The 18,891-nt window shown below is 37.7% G+C and carries 15 protein-coding genes; 13 read left to right on the forward strand and 2 right to left on the reverse strand.

The window, feature by feature from the left end; translation table 11 throughout:
* The first annotated feature begins 303 nt into the window (after nt 1–303).
* The 13 genes from H5118_RS07375 to H5118_RS07435 all read left to right on the forward strand — a co-directional run bounded on the left by H5118_RS07375 (nt 304) and on the right by H5118_RS07435 (nt 17,049).
* Nucleotides 304–513 carry an AlpA family transcriptional regulator gene (locus H5118_RS07375; RefSeq protein WP_182748364.1) on the forward strand — a complete coding sequence of 70 codons (210 nt, stop codon included), beginning with the start codon at nt 304–306 and terminating at the stop codon, nt 511–513.
* Nucleotides 510–722, forward strand: a complete 213-nt coding sequence (locus H5118_RS07380; RefSeq protein WP_058552048.1) for a hypothetical protein — start codon at nt 510–512, stop codon at nt 720–722. Before H5118_RS07375 ends, H5118_RS07380 begins: the two co-directional genes overlap by 4 nt.
* 127 nt (nt 723–849) lie before the next feature.
* Nucleotides 850–1,470: an inovirus-type Gp2 protein gene (locus tag H5118_RS07385; protein WP_182748366.1), complete on the forward strand. Its 621-nt coding sequence runs from the start codon at nt 850–852 to the stop codon at nt 1,468–1,470.
* Complete coding sequence (locus H5118_RS07390; protein WP_182748368.1) at nt 1,471–1,725, forward strand: hypothetical protein; 255 nt, start codon at nt 1,471–1,473, stop codon at nt 1,723–1,725.
* 320 nt (nt 1,726–2,045) lie between these two features.
* Nucleotides 2,046–2,969, forward strand: a complete 924-nt coding sequence (locus H5118_RS07395) for a restriction endonuclease (protein ID WP_182748370.1) — start codon at nt 2,046–2,048, stop codon at nt 2,967–2,969.
* A gap of 1 nt (nt 2,970) precedes the next feature.
* The gene (locus H5118_RS07400) at nt 2,971–5,415 is read left to right on the forward strand and encodes a class I SAM-dependent DNA methyltransferase (RefSeq protein WP_182748372.1); all 2,445 of its coding nucleotides are present in this window, start codon (nt 2,971–2,973) and stop codon (nt 5,413–5,415) included.
* Nucleotides 5,415–6,458 (forward strand): YhcG family protein, encoded by a 1,044-nt coding sequence (locus tag H5118_RS07405; protein ID WP_182748373.1) that lies wholly within the window; start codon nt 5,415–5,417, stop codon nt 6,456–6,458. The genes H5118_RS07400 and H5118_RS07405 overlap by 1 nt, the downstream gene beginning before the upstream one ends.
* Nucleotides 6,451–7,854: a restriction endonuclease subunit S gene (locus tag H5118_RS07410; protein WP_182748374.1), complete on the forward strand. Its 1,404-nt coding sequence runs from the start codon at nt 6,451–6,453 to the stop codon at nt 7,852–7,854. The genes H5118_RS07405 and H5118_RS07410 overlap by 8 nt, the downstream gene beginning before the upstream one ends.
* On the forward strand, nt 7,847–8,863 hold the full coding sequence (locus H5118_RS07415; RefSeq protein WP_182748375.1) for a virulence RhuM family protein: 1,017 nt from the start codon (nt 7,847–7,849) through the stop codon (nt 8,861–8,863). The genes H5118_RS07410 and H5118_RS07415 overlap by 8 nt, the downstream gene beginning before the upstream one ends.
* A gap of 52 nt (nt 8,864–8,915) precedes the next feature.
* Nucleotides 8,916–9,803, forward strand: coding sequence for a DUF4145 domain-containing protein (locus tag H5118_RS07420; RefSeq protein ID WP_182748376.1), 888 nt, complete (start codon nt 8,916–8,918; stop codon nt 9,801–9,803).
* A 19-nt stretch (nt 9,804–9,822) separates the two neighbouring features.
* Entirely contained in the window at nt 9,823–13,101 is a 3,279-nt protein-coding gene (locus H5118_RS07425; protein WP_182748377.1) for a type I restriction endonuclease subunit R, read from the forward strand.
* Complete coding sequence (locus H5118_RS07430) at nt 13,098–15,893, forward strand: AAA family ATPase (RefSeq protein WP_182748378.1); 2,796 nt, start codon at nt 13,098–13,100, stop codon at nt 15,891–15,893. Before H5118_RS07425 ends, H5118_RS07430 begins: the two co-directional genes overlap by 4 nt.
* On the forward strand, nt 15,886–17,049 hold the full coding sequence (locus H5118_RS07435; RefSeq protein WP_182748379.1) for a hypothetical protein: 1,164 nt from the start codon (nt 15,886–15,888) through the stop codon (nt 17,047–17,049). The genes H5118_RS07430 and H5118_RS07435 overlap by 8 nt, the downstream gene beginning before the upstream one ends.
* A gap of 243 nt (nt 17,050–17,292) precedes the next feature.
* On the opposite strand, the gene H5118_RS07440 is transcribed toward H5118_RS07435, so the two are convergent.
* Nucleotides 17,293–18,399 (reverse strand): hypothetical protein, encoded by a 1,107-nt coding sequence (locus H5118_RS07440; RefSeq protein WP_310736094.1) that lies wholly within the window; start codon nt 18,397–18,399, stop codon nt 17,293–17,295.
* A 162-nt stretch (nt 18,400–18,561) separates the two neighbouring features.
* Nucleotides 18,562–18,858 (reverse strand): hypothetical protein, encoded by a 297-nt coding sequence (locus tag H5118_RS07445; protein WP_182195342.1) that lies wholly within the window; start codon nt 18,856–18,858, stop codon nt 18,562–18,564.
* Between the last annotated feature and the right edge of the window lie 33 nt (nt 18,859–18,891).

The following is an 18,891-nucleotide window of genomic DNA, read 5'->3' on the forward strand; positions in this document are numbered from 1 at the left end:
GGGCTTTTACCATAAGTATGCAGTGCTAATCAGTTAAAAATTACTTTGTTAGACAAAACTAATAATTAACCATAAATACTCTTTAAATTACTCACATATATTAGTAGCAACTCAATTAAATTATAAAAAATTAAGTTTTATGTATGATTTTCGTGCACTTGAGTTGTTTTAATGCTGATTCCTCACGGAATAGTTAATTAAACGATGAAAAAAGTTTTGCAATATAGCTTCGTACCTAGACGGACATACCTGTCTATCTTAGAAATTAACGGGACAAAGTCTCAAATGATTCGGAGCAGTATCATGAATTTAAATAACCTATTAACTAACAGCAAAAGAATTCTTCGCCTTAAAGATGTACAAACTTTAACTGGTTTATCTCGAACAATGATTTACGACTTACAGAGTAAAGGCGAGTTCCCGCAGAGTATCAAGCTCGTACAAAGCGGTCGGGCTATGGGGTGGCAATATAGTGATGTTATTGATTGGATTGACTCAAGAGTACAAGCATGAGGTTTTTAGCTAAACGAGAAGTTAAAATTGCTGATGAAGATGTTTTTATTTCAAAAGTTGCGATTCAAAAGCACTTTGGTTTTTCGTCTTACTTAATAGGCAAGCTAGTAAAAGAAAGGACTCTTTCAGAGCCTGTGGAGTTAGTTCAAAAGGTTACTGGTTGGCCTTTGACAGAGGTAAAGCAACTCAACCAAATTAGCACTTCTTAGGATTACAAGGGATGTTATTTCATTAGTTAGACCCTTTTATATGACCTTTACTTGCTTAAAACGTCAATCATAGTGGGGTTAACTTCATTGTTGTAATGCAGGTTATTTATAATATTTAGAGAAAATCATGCCATCTCAGTTAGTTCAAAAATTAAAAGATAAATATGGTGTTGAAGTACATTATCAAAAACTATCAGAAGAATCTTATATGGCTTTGGAGATAATGAATTTCCCAAGTGGATATTACTACGACATTATTAAAGCTACCCTAAAGCAATTGGATGTGATGCTTTGTAAGTTTTCCAAAGTGCTAGTACTCAGGCTCGATTTAAGATTAGAACAATATAGTAAAGACAATAAAGTTGTTTCACAGTTTATTAATAGTATTCAAAAGAAAATAAAAAATACATACGGTGAGTTCGCCTATATATGGGTAAGGGAGCAAAATAAAGCGGATAAGCAGCATTACCATATAGCTTACTTTTTTAATGGTCATAAAATTATGCACCCTAGTAAGGTCATAAGTTTAATTCAGACTGGATGGTTCAAGGCTTCGGCTGGTGGAACACTATATATACCTGAGCATTGCTTTTATCAGTTATTCATTAATCAGCCTAACTTTTACGATAACTTTAAGGAGGCCGTTTACAGGCTTAGTTACCTTGCTAAATGCTATTCAAAACGGCGTGTCTCGCAATCAGTAAAAAACTACTCTTCAAGTAGACTTGAATATAATGAGGGTAGTTAAATGGCTAGGGGTGGTAAAAGAAAAGGCGCAGGTGCGCCAAAAGGTAACAAAAATGCTCTTAAGCATGGCGGCAGGGCTAAGGTAATGCATGGTGTACCCTTAGATAAACAGCTATCTGACTTTGAATATAAAGCCTTGTGCTTAGTGCAGTTAGAAACCCTCAAAAAGCTTAATAAAGATGACAGTTACGAATCCAGACTTCTAATTTATAAACATTTTATGAGGTATAAAGGCACTTTGTCGTTCGACTTTTAAGGATTTAGGTGGGCTTGGTACACAGCAGAGTCGCTTTAACACGGTAAAATAAAAAAAGGAAAGTTTCCGATCAAGCTACCAAACAATCAAATGTATTTTTATTTCTCATTTAAATTCAGTGTCTTAAGGTTTTTATGACTAACCTTGTATACATTCTAAAAGGTGATCGCTCTTGTATTCGATCACCTTTGGTCTTTAAATTTACCATTTCACTACCATGCAAGAGTTAAAGCAGCCTTTGTTTTGATAAACGGGTCAGTTTTATATAATATCTTTTACTTAATAATGGATTATAGCTACTTCACTAGTAAAGGAATTCTATGTCACTTCCTGATTACCAATCATTTATGACCCCGTTGCTAGCATGTTTAGCCGACGGTAAAACCGTTAAACTGCGTGATATTGATGCCGATGTTTACCGTAAACTTGGGCTTAGTGCCGATCAACTAAAGCTCCGCATACCCAGCGGTAAGCAAACATATGCCTATCATCGCTTGGGTTGGGCTAAAACTTACCTAGTTCAAGCGGGTTTAATAGAGCAGCCTAAAAGGGCTTTTTGTAAAATCACACAAAAAGGGTTAGCTGCAATCGAATCGGGCGAGCCAATCAATAACCAATATTTAAGTAAGTTCGATGCTTTCCTCGATTTTAAAACACGCTCTAAAGATTCAAGTGAGCCCGCACAAGTAAATACCACCAGCATAGTAAGTAATAACTCTAATAAAACCCCTGAAGAGCTCATAGAAGCCGCAGTAGATACGCTCAATACCAACCTAAGTGACGAAATACTAAAAGCGATATTAGCAGCATCCCCAGTATTTTTTGAAAACCTAGTGGTCGATTTAATGCTCGCCATGGGTTACGGCGGTTCACGAAAAGATGCAGGGCAAGCCACACAATATACGCAGGATGGTGGCATTGATGGTGTAATCAAAGAAGATAAACTTGGTCTTGAAATGATATACTTGCAAGCCAAGCGTTATACCAATAAAACAGTTGGTCGCCCAGATATACAAGCCTTTGCAGGTGCGCTTGATATGCACCGTGCTAAAAAGGGCGTGTTCATTACCACCAGCAGCTTTAGTAAGGATGCCCTCGAATACGTAGGCATGATAGAAAAGCGCATAGTGCTGGTGGATGGCGCACAACTAACCGAACTCATGCTCACCCATAACTTAGGTGTAAGCACCAAACATGTATTTGAAGTAAAAGCGCTCGATAGCGATTACTTTATGGAAGATTAAAATGACAACTAATAATAACTTTTCTCAAACAGCTGCTTTTATCTGGTCAGTAGCTGACCTTCTTCGCGGCGACTTTAAACAGTCTCAATATGGCCGTGTTATTTTACCTTTTACTTTATTACGTCGCCTTGAGTGTGTGCTTGCACCAAGTAAAGATGCAGTAGTCGCCGAGTTTGAGCGCATTAAAACGTTAAACCTCCCAGAAGATGCACAAGAAAAGCTGTTGGTCAGAGCTACAAACGGCTTAACCTTTTTTAATACCTCGCCTATGGATTTAGGAAAAATGGGGCAGGGTGATATTAAAGCCAATCTTGAGCGTTATATTCAATGCTTTTCAGCCGATGCCCGCGAAATATTTGAGCACTTTAAGTTTGATGAGTTTATAGGGCTATTAGATGACGCCAACTTACTTTTTAAAGTAGTTAAAAAATTCGCAACGACCAACTTAAGCCCGCAAGCTATATCAAATCACGATATGGGTTTAGTGTTTGAAGAGTTAATACGTCGCTTTGCTGAAAGTTCTAACGAAACCGCAGGGGAACACTTTACCCCTCGCGATATAGTGCGTTTAACTACTTCGCTGGTATTTATGGAAGACGACGACGCCCTAACCAAAGAAGGTATTATTCGCACCATTTATGACCCAACAGCGGGAACTGGCGGCTTTTTATCATCAGGTATGGAGTACGTACATGAGCTTAACCCTAATGCGGTTATGCGCGCATTTGGTCAAGAGTTAAACCCAGAGTCTTACGCTATTTGTAAAGCCGATATGCTTATTAAAGGGCAAGACGTAAGCCGCATCAAACTAGGTAATACCTTATCGAATGATCAGCTAGCAGTAGATAAGTTTGATTACATGCTGTCTAACCCTCCGTTTGGGGTCGATTGGAAAAAGATTGAAGGCGATATTAAAGAAGAACATACCATTAAGGGCTTTGATGGACGCTTTGGCGCAGGCCTACCAAGAGTGTCAGACGGCTCATTATTATTTTTAATGCATCTTATTAGTAAAATGCGCGATGCCTCTGCAGATGTTACTAACAGCGGCGGGCGTATTGGTATTATTCTAAATGGTTCACCTTTATTTACGGGCGGAGCAGGCAGCGGTGAAAGCGAAATTCGTCGCTATATTTTAGAGTCTGACTTACTTGAGGCAATTATTTCCTTACCTACCGATATGTTTTACAACACAGGTATTGCTACCTATGTGTGGGTCTTATCTAATAAAAAAGCGCAGCAAAGCGCTGAGCGAAAAAACAAGGTTCAGCTAATTAATGGCGCTAACCTATGCGGTAAAATGCGTAAATCTCTTGGCTCTAAACGTAATATTATGAGCGAAGGCGACATTAAACTAATCACTCGTAGCTTTGGTAACTTTGAACAAGTAGAAACAACAACCCTAGAAGAGCTAGGGCTAGCTAAACCAACCGAAGCTAAAAGTAGCCGAGGTCGCCAAGCGGCTAACCCTAAAGCCGATGTAGCAAAAACCTTTGCCAGTAAAATATTTAATACCTATGAGTTTGGTTATCGCCGTATCACCATAGAGCGCCCACTTAGGTTGTCAACTCAAGTGACGGATGAAGCCATTACATCACTGCGTTTTGCGCCTAAGCCCTACAATGCAGCCATGATGGCGCTTTATGAAAAGTTTGGTAAAGAGTGGTCTACGGATAATTTAGGTGGCAGTTCGGGTAATCATCAATATGGCGATTTGAGCGCTGTTGAAGTTGAAGCCAGAGCCATTATTAAAGCCGACTTCCCAGAGCTGAAAGAAAAACAAATTAAAGATGTACTAGAGCCTAAGCTTTGGTTATTCCAAAAAGCCCTTATGGAAAAAGCACAGCAGCTACAAACACAATTAAGTGACGATGCTGGTGGCAAGCACTTGCAATCAGACGACTTTAACCAGTTTGACATTACCTATACACAAGCGCTTAAAGCCTTAGATATTAAGCTCGACACCAAAGAGAAAAAACAACTGCTTGATGCCATTACCTTTAAAAATCCAGCAGCGGAATGCGTGGTTGATAAATTATTTAAAGATTCAGCAAGCCCAATGTACGGTGCATTTGAATATCAAGGTAATGTAACAAAGTGGCAAGGCAAGGTCGTGACTTATAAGCAAGATGGCGACTTACGCGATAATGAAAATGTACCGTTAAAAGAAGCTTATTTAGACGGCTCAGCTCAGCCAAGTATTAGCACAACCCAAATGGTAGAAAACTACTTTAACCGCGAAGTAGCTCCGCACGTAAGTGATGCATGGATTAACGCTACTAAGTGCGATGATAAAGACGGCGAGCTAGGCATAGTCGGTTACGAAATACCGTTTAACCGCCATTTTTATGAATACCAGCCACCACGTGATTTAGCCGAGATTGACGAAGAACTTGATGCTGTGAGCAGTGACATAATGAAGTTGTTGCAAGAGGTACACTCGTAATGAGCGACAAATACCCAGCATTACTGCAAAGTGCAGAATACAAACAATGGCTAATAGAGCTTAAACAAAAGGTGGCATCAAGCCAGCAAAAAGCCGTTGTTAAAGTAAATACCGAGCTTTTAACCTTGTATTGGCAACTAGGCGAAGAAATAGTTGCCCGCCAACAGCAAGCCGCATGGGGCGATAAGTTATTAGCCCAACTCAGCCAAGATTTAATGGCCGAATTTCCACAAATGAAAGGCTTTTCACAGCGCAACCTTAAGTATATTCGCCAGTGGTATCAATTTTTCTCAAGTGATGCAATTGGGCAACAGCTTGTTGCCCAATTAGTGCAAATCCCTTGGGGGCACAATATTCAAATTATCAGTAAGTGCAAAACCACTAACGAGGCGGCTTATTATGTGAGTAACACATTAGATCATGGCTGGAGCCGTAATGTGTTGGTGCACCAAATTGAAAGTGGCCTGTGGCAACGCGACGGTCAAGCCCTACATAATTTTGAGCAGCGTTTGCCTGCCGCGCAATCAGAGTTGGCAATTCAAACCTTAAAAGACCCATACATTTTTGACTTTTTAAGTCTCGCCAAAAATCATTCAGAGCGCGAATTAGAGCAAGGACTGGTAAAACACATTACTCAGTTTTTACTCGAACTCGGCGCAGGCTTTGCTTACATTGGCAAGCAATACCCGTTGCAAGTGGGCGAACGTGATTTTTATATCGATCTGTTGTTTTATCATGTGCATTTGCATTGCTATATAGTGATCGAATTAAAGCTTGGAGACTTCGAGCCAGAGCACGCAGGCAAGCTTAATTTTTATATTAAAGCTGTGGATGAGCAGCTCGCCAAAGCAGGCGATGCGCCCACCATTGGCCTGTTATTGTGCAAAACCAAAGATAAGTTAGTGGCCGAATATGCCCTGAGTGGCATGGACAAACCCATGGGCATTGCCGAGTATCGCTTAACCCAACAGCTCCCCGATTCGTTGAAAAATAAATTACCGAGTGTTGAAGTCTTAGCGCAGTTGGGGAGTGATCATGAGTGAGTTAAAGGCTAGCAGGTATCAGGCGTATCCTGAGTATAAAGATTCGAATATCGATTGGTTAGATTCTATTCCAGAACACTGGACGACAAGTAAGCTCCGTTACACATTTAGTTTTGGAAAAGGACTAACTATAACTAAGGAAAACCTTAGGGATACAGGGATTCCTTGTGTTAATTATGGTGAAGTTCATTCTAAATATGGCTTTGAAGTTAATCCACAAAAACATCCTTTGAAGTGTGTAGATGAGGAGTATCTTAAAACATCACCTTATGCGCTGCTAGAAAATGGAGATATTGTATTTGCTGATACTTCAGAAGATATTGATGGCTCTGGAAACTTTACGCAGTTGGTTTCAGATGAGCAGATATTTGCTGGTTACCATACTATTATAGCGCGTCCATTTGATAGAGAGTGCAGTCGATTTTATGCATACTTACTCGATTCTAAAGAGCTAAGAACACAGATCCGACATGCAGTGAAAGGGGTGAAGGTCTTTAGCATTACTCAAGCAATATTGCGTGGGGTTAATATTTGGCTACCTCCGTTAAAAGAGCGTACTCAAATCGCTAGCTTCCTCGATCACGAAACCGCTAAAATCGACACCTTGATTGAAAAGCAGGAACAACTGATTAAGCTGCTAAAAGAAAAGCGCCAAGCAGTGATTAGCCATGCAGTGACTAAAGGCCTAAATCCACAAGCCCCAATGAAAGACTCAGGTGTAGAGTGGTTGGGCGAAGTGCCGGAGCATTGGGAGTGCGCAACCAAAATAAAATATATTTCCTCATTAAAAGGGCGAATAGGCTTTCAAGGCTTGAAAGCAGATGAGTATATTGATGAAGGCCCTTATGTGGTAAGTAGTGCCCATTTTAATAACCATATAATTGAATGGGAGAGCTGTCCCCATGTATCGCAAGAACGCTATGAAATGGATAAAAATATTCAGTTATCAGAGGGCGACATTTTATTGATGAAAGATGGCGCGGCCATGGGGAAGTTGGCGTTTGTCGATTATCTTCCAGGCAAAGCATGCCTAAACAGTCACCTTCTTTTATTTAGGCCACTGAGTTTAAATAAACAGTATTTATATATACCAGAATATTTATATTACTTGTTTCAAACGGATTTTTTTCAAGGGTTTATTAAGGTGAATGGAGCAGGCTCAACTTTCTTAGGTATATCACAACAAGCTATTGGAAATTATCAACTTGTTATTCCTGATATTAACGAACAACTCATGATCGCAAATCATTTAAAAAATGTAACAGCAAAAATTGACGATCTTGTGAAAATGCAACGGCGTGCGATTAATTTTCTGCAAGAGCGTCGCACTGCTCTAATATCCGCCGCAGTCACCGGCAAAATCGACGTGCGACATTGGGAGCAGCCTAATGACTAATAATGTTACGCCGCCGCTTGGGCAGTTTATTTTATTTGAAACAGACGAAGGGCAAACCAAGGTTGAATGTCGCTTTGAAACTGAAACACTTTGGTTAACTCAAAACCTAATAGCTGAGCTGTATCAAAAGAGTGTACCGACTATAAATGAGCATTTAAGTAACATTTATAGCGAGGGCGAACTTGAACAAAATGCAACCATTAGGAATTTCCGAATAGTTCGAAAAGAGGGCACGCGTGAGGTTACTCGCGATGTAGCGCATTATAATTTAGAAGCCATATTAACAGTAGGTTATCGTGTGCGCTCTAAGCAAGGTACTCAATTTCGCCAGTGGGCGACAAGAACATTACAAGAGTATCTAACTAAGGGCTTTGTAATGGATGACGAGCGCCTTAAAAACCCAGATAATATGCAATACTTTGACGAGCTGTTAAATCGTATACGTGATATACGCTCATCAGAGAAGATATTCTGGCGTAAAGTATGCGACATATATGCCACCAGCATAGACTACGACGGTAAAGCACAAACGAGCATTGATTTTTTTGCTAAAGTTCAAAATAAAATGCACTGGGCTGCCCATGGTAATACCGCAGCAGAGCTCGTGTTTAAACGAATTGATGCCGACAAACCCCATTTAGGCTTAACCAGCTTTGCAGGCACAGAGCCAACCCGCAAAGAGGTGGTTACAGGCAAAAACTATTTAGACGAGAAAGAACTCGATACTTTAAATAGATTGGTTAACTCCTACTTAGAATTTGCCGAGCTACAAGCCCGTAACGGTAAGCTAATGAGAATGGCAGATTGGGCAAGTAAGCTCGATGACTTTTTGCGCCTAAGTGACTATGAAGTACTTAACCACGCTGGCAATATTTCACAGGCACAAGCCACTGAAAAAGCAAAACAAGAATACGATAAGTACCGCAGAGTAATTGATGCCCAGCCATCAAAGGTTGATTTAGACTTAGCGAATGCGCTAAAGCAGCTGCAGGATAAACCTGAAAAGTAACTTAAATAAATTTTGCACATAAAGTAAAAAATAACAAAGGGATAGAAAATTAATGGATATAGAATTATGGAAAAGGATTTCAGGCTTTGCTAACTTAGATAATTACCCTGAGCTTCCTTGCCCTCACTGTAATAAGTTGGCGCTAAAGTTAGATAAAGAAAGTATTCAAACAGGGCCAACATCAGAAAAAAGTTTACTGCTATCGAGCAGGAAGTTTCGTTCAGAAAAAGAAACTAGACGGGTTAAATTAGAAGCTAGCCAAGAGGTGATTAGTAAAAGTGATGGTTTTTGGTTACCCCTAATGGGCGCAATTGCTACGGTGTACTCTGACCATATTGATCCGATAAATGGTGATACTTATTTGTTTAATAGCTTTTTTAGCTGTAGCGAATGTAAAAAAAGTACTACCGCATCGGGTGTATTACTTGAATCGAGTAATAGCTTTGATACCAAGGCAAAAAAAACAAAGCAAATAAAAATAGACCATTTTTCGCCAACCGTGCCTATATTTCCTCTATCGATAAACACCCCGAAAGAAATTAGTGAAGAACTATTTGACGCATTTAAACATTTTCATTTTGATCCACCATCATCAGCCTCTAAGTTAAGACGAGCAATCGAGAAGTTTTGTAAGGATATGAAGGTTGAGGGAAGTAATCTTAACCGTATGATTCAAAATTTGGCTAAGACCCGCCCTGAAGAAGCCTCGTATCTTGAGCCATTGAAATTAGTAGGGAATGAAGGAACTCATAAGTCAGATGTTACTGAACTCGATTTATTGTATGCCTTCCAAATGTTTCAGTTTGTTTTAGAGCTCTACGATCGTAATGCTCGCTTTGATGAGCTTAAGGACGTTTACGATAAGCTAGCTTTAAGATTTGGAAAAGACAAGTTACAGCTAGAACATAAGCAAGCAGCTCCAGAAGTTTTAAATAACTAAACATTATAAGAATAAAATCATGAATGATGTAACTCAAGAACGTATTTTTCAAGACGACATAATTAGCCAGATGGTTGCGAATGGTTGGGTTGGAGGCACAGGTGCTGGCTATAACTGCGAAACCGCTTTGTATGAACAAGATGCGCTGGCCTTTGTTAAAAACACCCAACCTAAAGAGTGGCAAAAGCTGTGTAAGGTGTTCCCCAATGACCCTGAACGCCACTTTTTAGAAGCGCTGGTGGCACAACTTAAAAAAGCCGATATAAACGCCACAGATAAAGCCTCACGCACGTATGGTGTATTAGGTGTGTTACGCCATGGTTTAAAAATTCGTAATGCGCGTTTTGAGCTTTGCCAATTTAAACCAGAGCACAACCTAAACCCCGAAACCCTAGCGCGTTACGAGCAAAATACTTGTCGTATAGTGCAAGAGTTAGTGTATAGCCCGTATGCGAATGCTGAACACTTAGCAGCAACAGGTAGCAAAGCCAAAAGCTGGCGTATAGATTTAGTGTTGTTTGTAAACGGCTTACCCGTATCAACCCTAGAGCTTAAATCAGAATTTAAACAAGCGGTTGAAAATGCAATTAAGCAGTACAAACAAACCCGCTTACCTAAAGACCCCGCAACTAAAAAGCCAGAGCCACTACTTACCTTTAAGCGCGGTGCATTAGTACACTTTGCTGTAAGCCAGTATGAAGTGTATATGACCACTAAGCTTGCGGGTGACGACACCTTCTTTTTACCCTTTAACAAAGGCACAAGCGAAGGTGGTGCAGGCAATGATATACCTGAAGACACTAGCCGTTATGCAACCGATTACCTGTGGAATGAAGTATTAGTTCCTAAAAATCTGCTTAATATTTTAGGCAGCTTTGTACATTTGCAGATAGAAGACAAGGAAGATTGGGAAGGGCGTAAATACAAAAAAGAAACGCTTATTTTCCCGCGTTATCACCAGTGGGATGTAGTAAGTAAGCTGATTGATGCGGCAATAGAAGAGGGCACAGGTAATAAGTATTTAGTGCAACACAGTGCGGGCTCAGGTAAATCAAACTCTATTGCTTGGACAACCCACCAGCTTTCTACTCTTTATGACGAGCAAGGTAACAAACAGTTTCATTCAGTGATTGTTGTAACAGACCGAACAGTACTTGATGATCAGCTGCAAGATACTATTTATCAGTTTGAGCATGCAGACGGTGTAGTAGGGCGTATTAATAATAAAGAAGGTGATGGCTCTAAATCAGAGAAGCTCGCCAGTGCACTTGAAAACGCCCAGCCTATTATTATTGTGACCATTCAAACCTTTCCGTTTGTATTACGTGCTATAGAGAACAGTACCAGCTTAAAAGAGCGCAGCTATGCAGTTATTGCCGATGAAGCTCATTCATCACAAAGCGGCTCTACCGCTCGCCAGTTAAAAGAAGTACTAATGACTGAAGAGACTGATGACGATGTTGAGTTATCGTCAGAGGATATACTCGATGCAACCGTTGCAGCCCGCCGTGGTAGTGCAAACCTTAACTACTATGCATTTACTGCCACACCTAAAGCAAAAACAATAGAGCTGTTTGGTCGATTACCTAACCCAGAACTACCTCCATCAAAACAAAATAAGCCAGTGGCGTACCATATATATTCAATGCGCCAAGCAATAGAGGAAGGCTTTATATTAGATGTACTTAAAAATTACACTAACTATAAGGTGATGTACCAACTGGCTCAAAAAATAGAAGCGGCAGATGAAGAGGTTGATAGCAAAAAGGCAGCGGTAAAACTTAACCAATGGGTGCGTTTACACGACCATAATATATCGCAAAAAGTTAAAGTGATTATTGAGCACTTTAAAGATAACGTAATGGGTTTTTTAGGCGGGCAAGCCAAAGCAATGGTAGTAACAGGCTCACGTAAAGAGGCTGTACGCTATAAGTTAGCATTTGATAAATATGTAGCTGAAGCCCTAGCAGAGCAAAAAACTGGTTATTCGACAATACGCGCTATGGTGGCATTTTCAGGCGAAGTTGAGTTTACTAAAAGCGACCCTGATAGCGCTGCATTTTTAGATAAAAAGTTTACTGAAAAAAATATGAACCCTGACCTTAAAGGCCGCGATATGCGCAAAGCCTTTGATAGTGACGATTACCAAGTAATGCTGGTGGCTAATAAGTTTCAAACGGGGTTCGACCAACCAAAGCTATGCGCTATGTATGTAGATAAAAAGCTAGGCGGCGTTGAGTGTGTACAAACCCTGTCGCGATTAAATCGTACTTACCCAAGTAAAGCTGAAACAGGCACGTTTGTATTGGACTTCTTTAATGCCCCAGAAGACATACTAGAAGCATTTCAGCCTTACTACCAAACAGCAGAGCTTGCCGATGTTACTGACCCTCAGGTTGTTTTTGATTTGTTTGAAAAGCTGCGTGCTAGCGGTATATTTTTGTGGTCTGAGGTTGAGCAGTTTTGTGCAGCCTTCTTTACCAAGAACAAGTCAAACGCGGCGATCAGTAATATTATTCACCCCGCTAAAGAGCGTTGGCAAAAGCGTTACGCATCTGCAATTGAGGCGTATATAAAAGCCAAAGAAATGTTTGAACGCACTAAAAAGACTGAAGACGCTGTATTAATAGCTAACGCAGAAACAAGCTTTAAAGAGTGCAAACAAGAAAAAGACCGCCTAGAAATATTCAAAAAGGATTTAGGCAGCTTTACCCGCTTTTACGAGTTTATGTCGCAGCTGGTGGAGTACGACGACAAAGAGCTTGAAAAACTAAGCTTATTCGCCCGCCACTTACGCCCACTGTTACGTGAAAAAGTAGTGACTGAAGATGAGCTTGATTTAGACAACGTAGTAATGAGCCATTACCGCCTATCAAAAATACGCCAGCAAGATATACAGCTAAAAGAAGACGCGCCTGATTACAAGCTTGAGCCAAGTAATGATGTGGGTAGTGCTAAAGCGAAGGATAAAAAAGAAGCGTTCTTATCTCAGATAATCGACAAGCTTAATGAGGTTTTTATTACAGATAACCTAACTAATAAAGATATGCTTAATTACGCTTTTACAGTGCGCGATAAACTAACTGAAAACGCCTCTGTAATGAGCCAGATTGCAAACAACAGCCCAGAGCAAGCTATGCTAGGTGATTTCCCTCAAGCAATGGATGACGCCATTTTAGGAAGCAGTGACGCACACCAAGAACAAATGATGCAACTGCTGTCAGATCCCGCAAGAAACCAGCAATTTGCACGAGTGATATTTGATATGTTGAGTGGGTTTAAAGGGGTAAGTATATGAGTCTAGTCACAACTACTATGTGGTTTGATGAATATAAGAAATTATCTTCAGAGTTATATTCATTTTATAAAAGAAAGGAACACAATTCTAATTCTGTTGGGCAGGAACTTTATAACTTACTTATAAACGACAGCCGCTTTCTAGAAGAGAATAAATGGTTTGAAAAATTTACTAATAGTAATCTAATTAAGTCAGTTGATCCTATGCATCTTTTTGCATCTATATCACCTAATAATCTCAGCGGTAAAAAAAGAGAATATAGAATTAAACTACTTTTAGAGATTCTAAAAGGTGAACCTTATTCATTGTATAAACAAAAAAAAGGTGAGTTTTTTATATTAAGTTTCGATGGCTGCCCAGCACCACCGCAAATACACTCGTTGGCAATAAGAAATGAGGATAGTCAGAAGGAGATTTGGCGAAGTTTCATCGATATTTATGTTAAAGGTCAAGATTGTGATTTAAACGATATATTTTTAAAAAGTAAAAAATGGTATGGATTTTCTACAAGGTTGTTAACGATATACTTATTTTGGATAAGACCAGATAGTTTCTTACCGTTAGATAGAAATACAGTAGCAATACTGAAAGAAAACAATATTATAGAAAGAGACCCTAGGAATAGCGCCGAATATACACCATTACTTATTAAAAAAAGGGAAACGAATTTTTATAAAAATTTAGCTTTAGTGTCTTACGACATAGAGTTTTACGACAACCTAGCTGATTCGGAAAGATATGAAATTGATCAATATTTAAAAAAAGAAAAACATAATAGCTTTGAAGGCGTAAAGCATCAATTTCGGTTGTTAGCTATAAAGCCTTTAGAAGGATGTAATGCTAACTTAATTAAATCGTTGAAAGTGGATGAGCTTTATAAACTGAGTAATGGGTTCGAATTAACTAATAAAGGTGGGGTTTACAGAAAAAGTGAATATAGCCTTTTTGATGTGGATGACATAAAAGTTAATGTGAATGCTATCGTGGGTAAAAATGGTACTGGTAAAAGTACTATTGTAGAGCTATTTATGGCGGCTTCTAATAACCTTTACTGCAAAGGAACCACTAGAAATAAGCATCAATTATGTTGGATAGATAATTTAAATATAGAATTATACTTTGAGACGGATAGCATTTATAAAGTTACTTTTTTAGATGAAAAAATAAAAATAATAAAATATAAAGAAGTTAAAGAATTTATATTTGAGGAACAAGAAAACCTTGATATAGGGTTGTTTAATTTCAACTCCTATTTTTACTCGATACTTATTAACTATTCATTACATGGACTCAACTCTTCGTTAGACAATGAATGGCTTGAACCTCTCTTTCATAAAAACGACGGTTACCAAACCCCTGTTGTTATAGAGCCATTCAGAGACAAAGGTAACATTAATATCAACTTACAGGATGATTTAGCAAAACAGAGGCTCTTAAGCAACTTACTAATAGCAGAAGATAAAGATGATATTGAGCAAAGTCATAGAATACTGAAAAGAGGTAATAATCATGCCTATAAAGCCGAGTCTTTTATCTTAGAGTTAGATAAGAAAAAATCTCAAAGGGGATTGGGTACTAATACGAGGGAGTTTAAAGATAGTTTTGAAAAACTCTCAGTCGCTTTATTGAAAAAATTTGAATGTCCGGTTCCAAATAACTTCTTCAAAGCACAACGCAGCATAAATATTAACCATTTCGTACTTAGTTATTTAAAGCTTAAGTTAGTATCGATAGCTAAAAAATATTCTCAGTATCAAAAGTTTTATAATGCTAAAAAAAATAAATTTATTTGTATTATTGAGTTTGTTAACGCTCTCAGGCTTGATACTAGTCACAGAGTAGTCAAGTTAAGACGTGCTATCAATTATTTAAAATTTGATTTATATAAGGACTACTCTGGAAGTACTTTTTCAATAGATAAAATCTCTATTGAAATTGAAGGCATTTTGGGAGGGGCAAATAAAAGCGGAGTCGTATTAGATGAGGAAAAATTAGATTATTTATTACCTCCTTCTTTCTTTTCTGCTTCCATATTTTTAGAGAATGAGGTTGAGTTTTCAAAGTTGAGCTCAGGTGAAAAGCAAATTATATTTTCAATTAGCTCTTTGATATATCATTTGAGAAATGTAGATACAACCCAAATTGAAGATGGTTATTTTAAATATGAGTCATTTAATATTTTCCTAGATGAGATAGAGCTTTGTTTACATCCTGAGTTACAACGAATTTACTTTACAGAATTAAGAAACAAACTAACTCAATTTGCTGCTAAAGAGGATACTCATATTACAGGCCTCAATATTTGTTTTGTAACCCACTCTCCATTTGTTTTATCTGATATCCCAAGTCAAAATGTATTGTTTTTAGACCATGATGAGGTTAATGAGCTTCAAACAGTTCCTTATAGAGAAGAAATCAAGACGTTTGCTGCTAATATACATGACCTTTTGAATAATGGATTCTTTGTTAATGGGACAATAGGGAATTTTGCAGAATTATGTATTAAAGAAGTCGTAGCGTTTAATGGAAAGGTTAGATCTGACATAGGTACTACAAAAGAAAAACATGAGAAACTTAAGGAAGAGTATAAAGACCTCAAATATAAGTTTTCTTATATCCTAAGTATCATAGGCGATGAACATATCAAAAATATATTAGCTAATCATATATTTGAGATTGAGGATATGCTCAGTTTACCTTCTAAACCTAAACTTAATGAGGATGAGAAAAAGAGAATCTTAGAATTACAGTCCGAAATAAAAAGAATAGAAAATAGGATAGGTGATGAATAAAATTAATTACCCTACTCAAAATAATCTTAAAAAATTTTTGTCTGATTATAGAAAAATATTCGATACAATAGTTATGCAGAAAGAGTTAGACACATTTCTTGAAGCAAAATCTAAGAAATTTAAAATTTTAAAGAAACTTAAGGTTTCAGAAATTTTGACATCTGATTTAGGGCATCTAATTGACTTGAATAAAGCTTTCGCTTCTTGTAAGCCTACAAAGGAAGAAAAGGAATCTATTAAGAAGATCTTCAATTATGACTCCATATTCAAACCTTCTTGTGATAAATACCAGAGTAAGATAGCTAAATTTTTTGTAAAAAATAAGGATGTTCTAAAATTAAAAACTTGTTATTTTTGCAACTTAGAAAATATTTCAGCGTTTACTGATACGTCTGATTATATTAATGATGTGGAACTACTGAAATACGGAACCATAGAGGATTTAGTTGCAATAAGAGGTATTGGAAATACAACAGCAGAAAAAATTAAGGGTTGTCAGAATGAGTTTCGTGGAATGCTCAACTTAGAAGACATACTTGAAAAGTTAAAAGAAAATGCAGTAGAAAAAAAAGAGATAACAAGATTGGAAAGTATTGAGTTTAGCGCCCATAAATATTATTTTACTCTGGACCATGTGTTACATAAAGGCGATAACCCACTTTCATCTTTGTCATTATTTAATTTAGTTCCGAGTTGCTATGCGTGTAATTCCAAATTCAAAACAACTAGGGTATTGATTAAAGATAAAAATGATGAATTTTTAAGCCCTACGTCTGATAAGTTTTCATTCTGTAAAGATAATACTTTCAAAATATATTTCAGTTCCGAGGTAACATCCGTTACTCACATAAAAGCTATTGATAACTTCGCTATAAGGCTTAAACCTAACACAAAGAAAAATGAGTATGATAGATATGATCAGACCTTTAAGCTAAATGCACGATATAAAGAGTTTAAGGGGGAAGCTTTAGATTTAATATGCAAAGGTCGTAGATATACTCCCGATAAGTTGATAAGCATGTCGAAAATGCTTGGTATTACAGTTGACGAAGTAAAAGAGAATGTTTTTGGTAAGCAGTTAAACAATCATAATATGTCAGAATTGCCAAAGTCTAAATTTTTATCAGATATAGCAAAACAAGCTAATATTAAGTGATTTAGCTTTTATAACAAAACTAAACGTAGCTTAAGCACATTTTCATTTAGTACCATGATTAGTACCTTGGTGGTTGGTGCTTTATTTTAAAGTTATTTTAAAGCAAAGGGTTGGGAGTTGGGTTGAGACTCCCCCAGCTCCACCAATAAAGGTTTTTGAACTCGTTATTCGAAAACCATAAGAAACCCGCAAATTTGTTAATTCAAATTTGCGGGTTTTTTTATGGAATTTATAAAATAAAGTTTAAGAATGTCTTATAGCACGTAGTTTCATTTTTATTGCAATCACAAGCAGGCTAAATAACGACAGCATACTTATTAACAACGTTAGATTAAGTATTGGGTTGCTTGGCTCATCGGTACTGACCGGAGAGCTGTTTATAGTTTGCGAGTTTTGATGTTGCCTAATGTAGCTTTGGCTGATCCAATCTACCGCGTTTATCCATTGTACTTTGGCGGGGTCAGTATTATTGAGCATCCCTATTGCGTGCTTATCGTTATCTAAGCTTTTTGAAAGTTGTATCAGTTGCTGCCAAAATTCATTTTTAGGGCCTAGGTCGTCTATCTCTTGTAGATGCTGTTGTAATTTGTCACCCCCCATCGTTTTTATATCAGCTTGTCCGGTACTTTGCGCGTAGCTATTTATTAGCGATGAAAAGCGTCTAAAGTACTCATTACTTTTTTGCTGTGTAGGGTTAGCTGTTCGCTCGTTTGTTACTTTTTTTGCTGGTTGATTTAGGCTATTTTGATCAATCAAATATTGTTTATAATTTTGATAACTTAAGTTGTTTGTAGTTGTGTTATTTGTAGTTCCGTTATTTAGAATGCCAAAGTTGTTTTTCAGTGCATTAACACTGATCACTACGCCTATTAAGGTAATAATACAAAGTGCGCTATAGCAAAAGTACAATGCGCTTTTTAAAGTGTTACGCAGTAGTTTATATTTATTATAACTTTGCTTAATAGCGGCAGCTGTATTTGGGGCTTTGCCCGTATCTAGGCGTTCACTTTGTACTGAGATACTTTTGCCTTCAGTACTTTCACTAATGTGTTTATCTGTATTTTTACTGTGCTCAGTGAGTGCTATTTGATTATTTTTAGATTGAGAGGTTACAGTAGAGAGTTGCGGTTCTACTTTAGTAATTAATCCTAGCTTTTTTAGTGAGGATTCTGTTTTAACAGCATCAATACTCGATAAGTCTTTTTTTAAAGCGTAAGCTTTTCCATCAAATAACTGAACAACAATATTATGAGGAATATTTAGAAGTTGGCTAAGTTTTTCTTGGGCAGAGGTAAGGTCAGTATTTTGATATAACTGACCATTAAAAACAATTTTAAATGTAGCGCTCACGTTAGTACCTTGCTTGTGTAATTCCATTTTTGGAATTTTATTTTTATTATTTGATACACAAAGCTAATTTAACAGATAAAGGGTATGCTTTCTAATGATTTGTGATTAAAAAAAGCCTTAACAAACAGCGTTAAGACTTTGGCGTGTAGCTGTTACTTTACTTTATCGTTTTGCGAGTGATTTTACAGATTGCTTTTGATCACTGGCAGATTGGGTTGCTTTGTCTATTAATGTTTCAAGTGGTTTATTTCGAACGCACATAAGTACTTTGTTCATTGCTTGGCATGTGCCTGTCGCTTTTTTATCATGGCTTGTGTAGCTACAACCTTCATTAATGGCTTTTTCTTCACATGCTTCCCAAGGCGCGTTTGAGCCGTGGCCTGCATGACTTAGCGCTGAGCATGAGGTAGCAAGTAAAAAGCCAGTGGTTAGTGCTTTTATTACGTTAAATATTTTCATTAGTATCTCAGTTAATTATTTGGCCAGAATGCG

The sequence above is a fragment of the Pseudoalteromonas sp. SR41-1 genome (assembly GCF_014164015.1).
GTDB classification, from domain to species: domain Bacteria; phylum Pseudomonadota; class Gammaproteobacteria; order Enterobacterales; family Alteromonadaceae; genus Pseudoalteromonas; species Pseudoalteromonas distincta.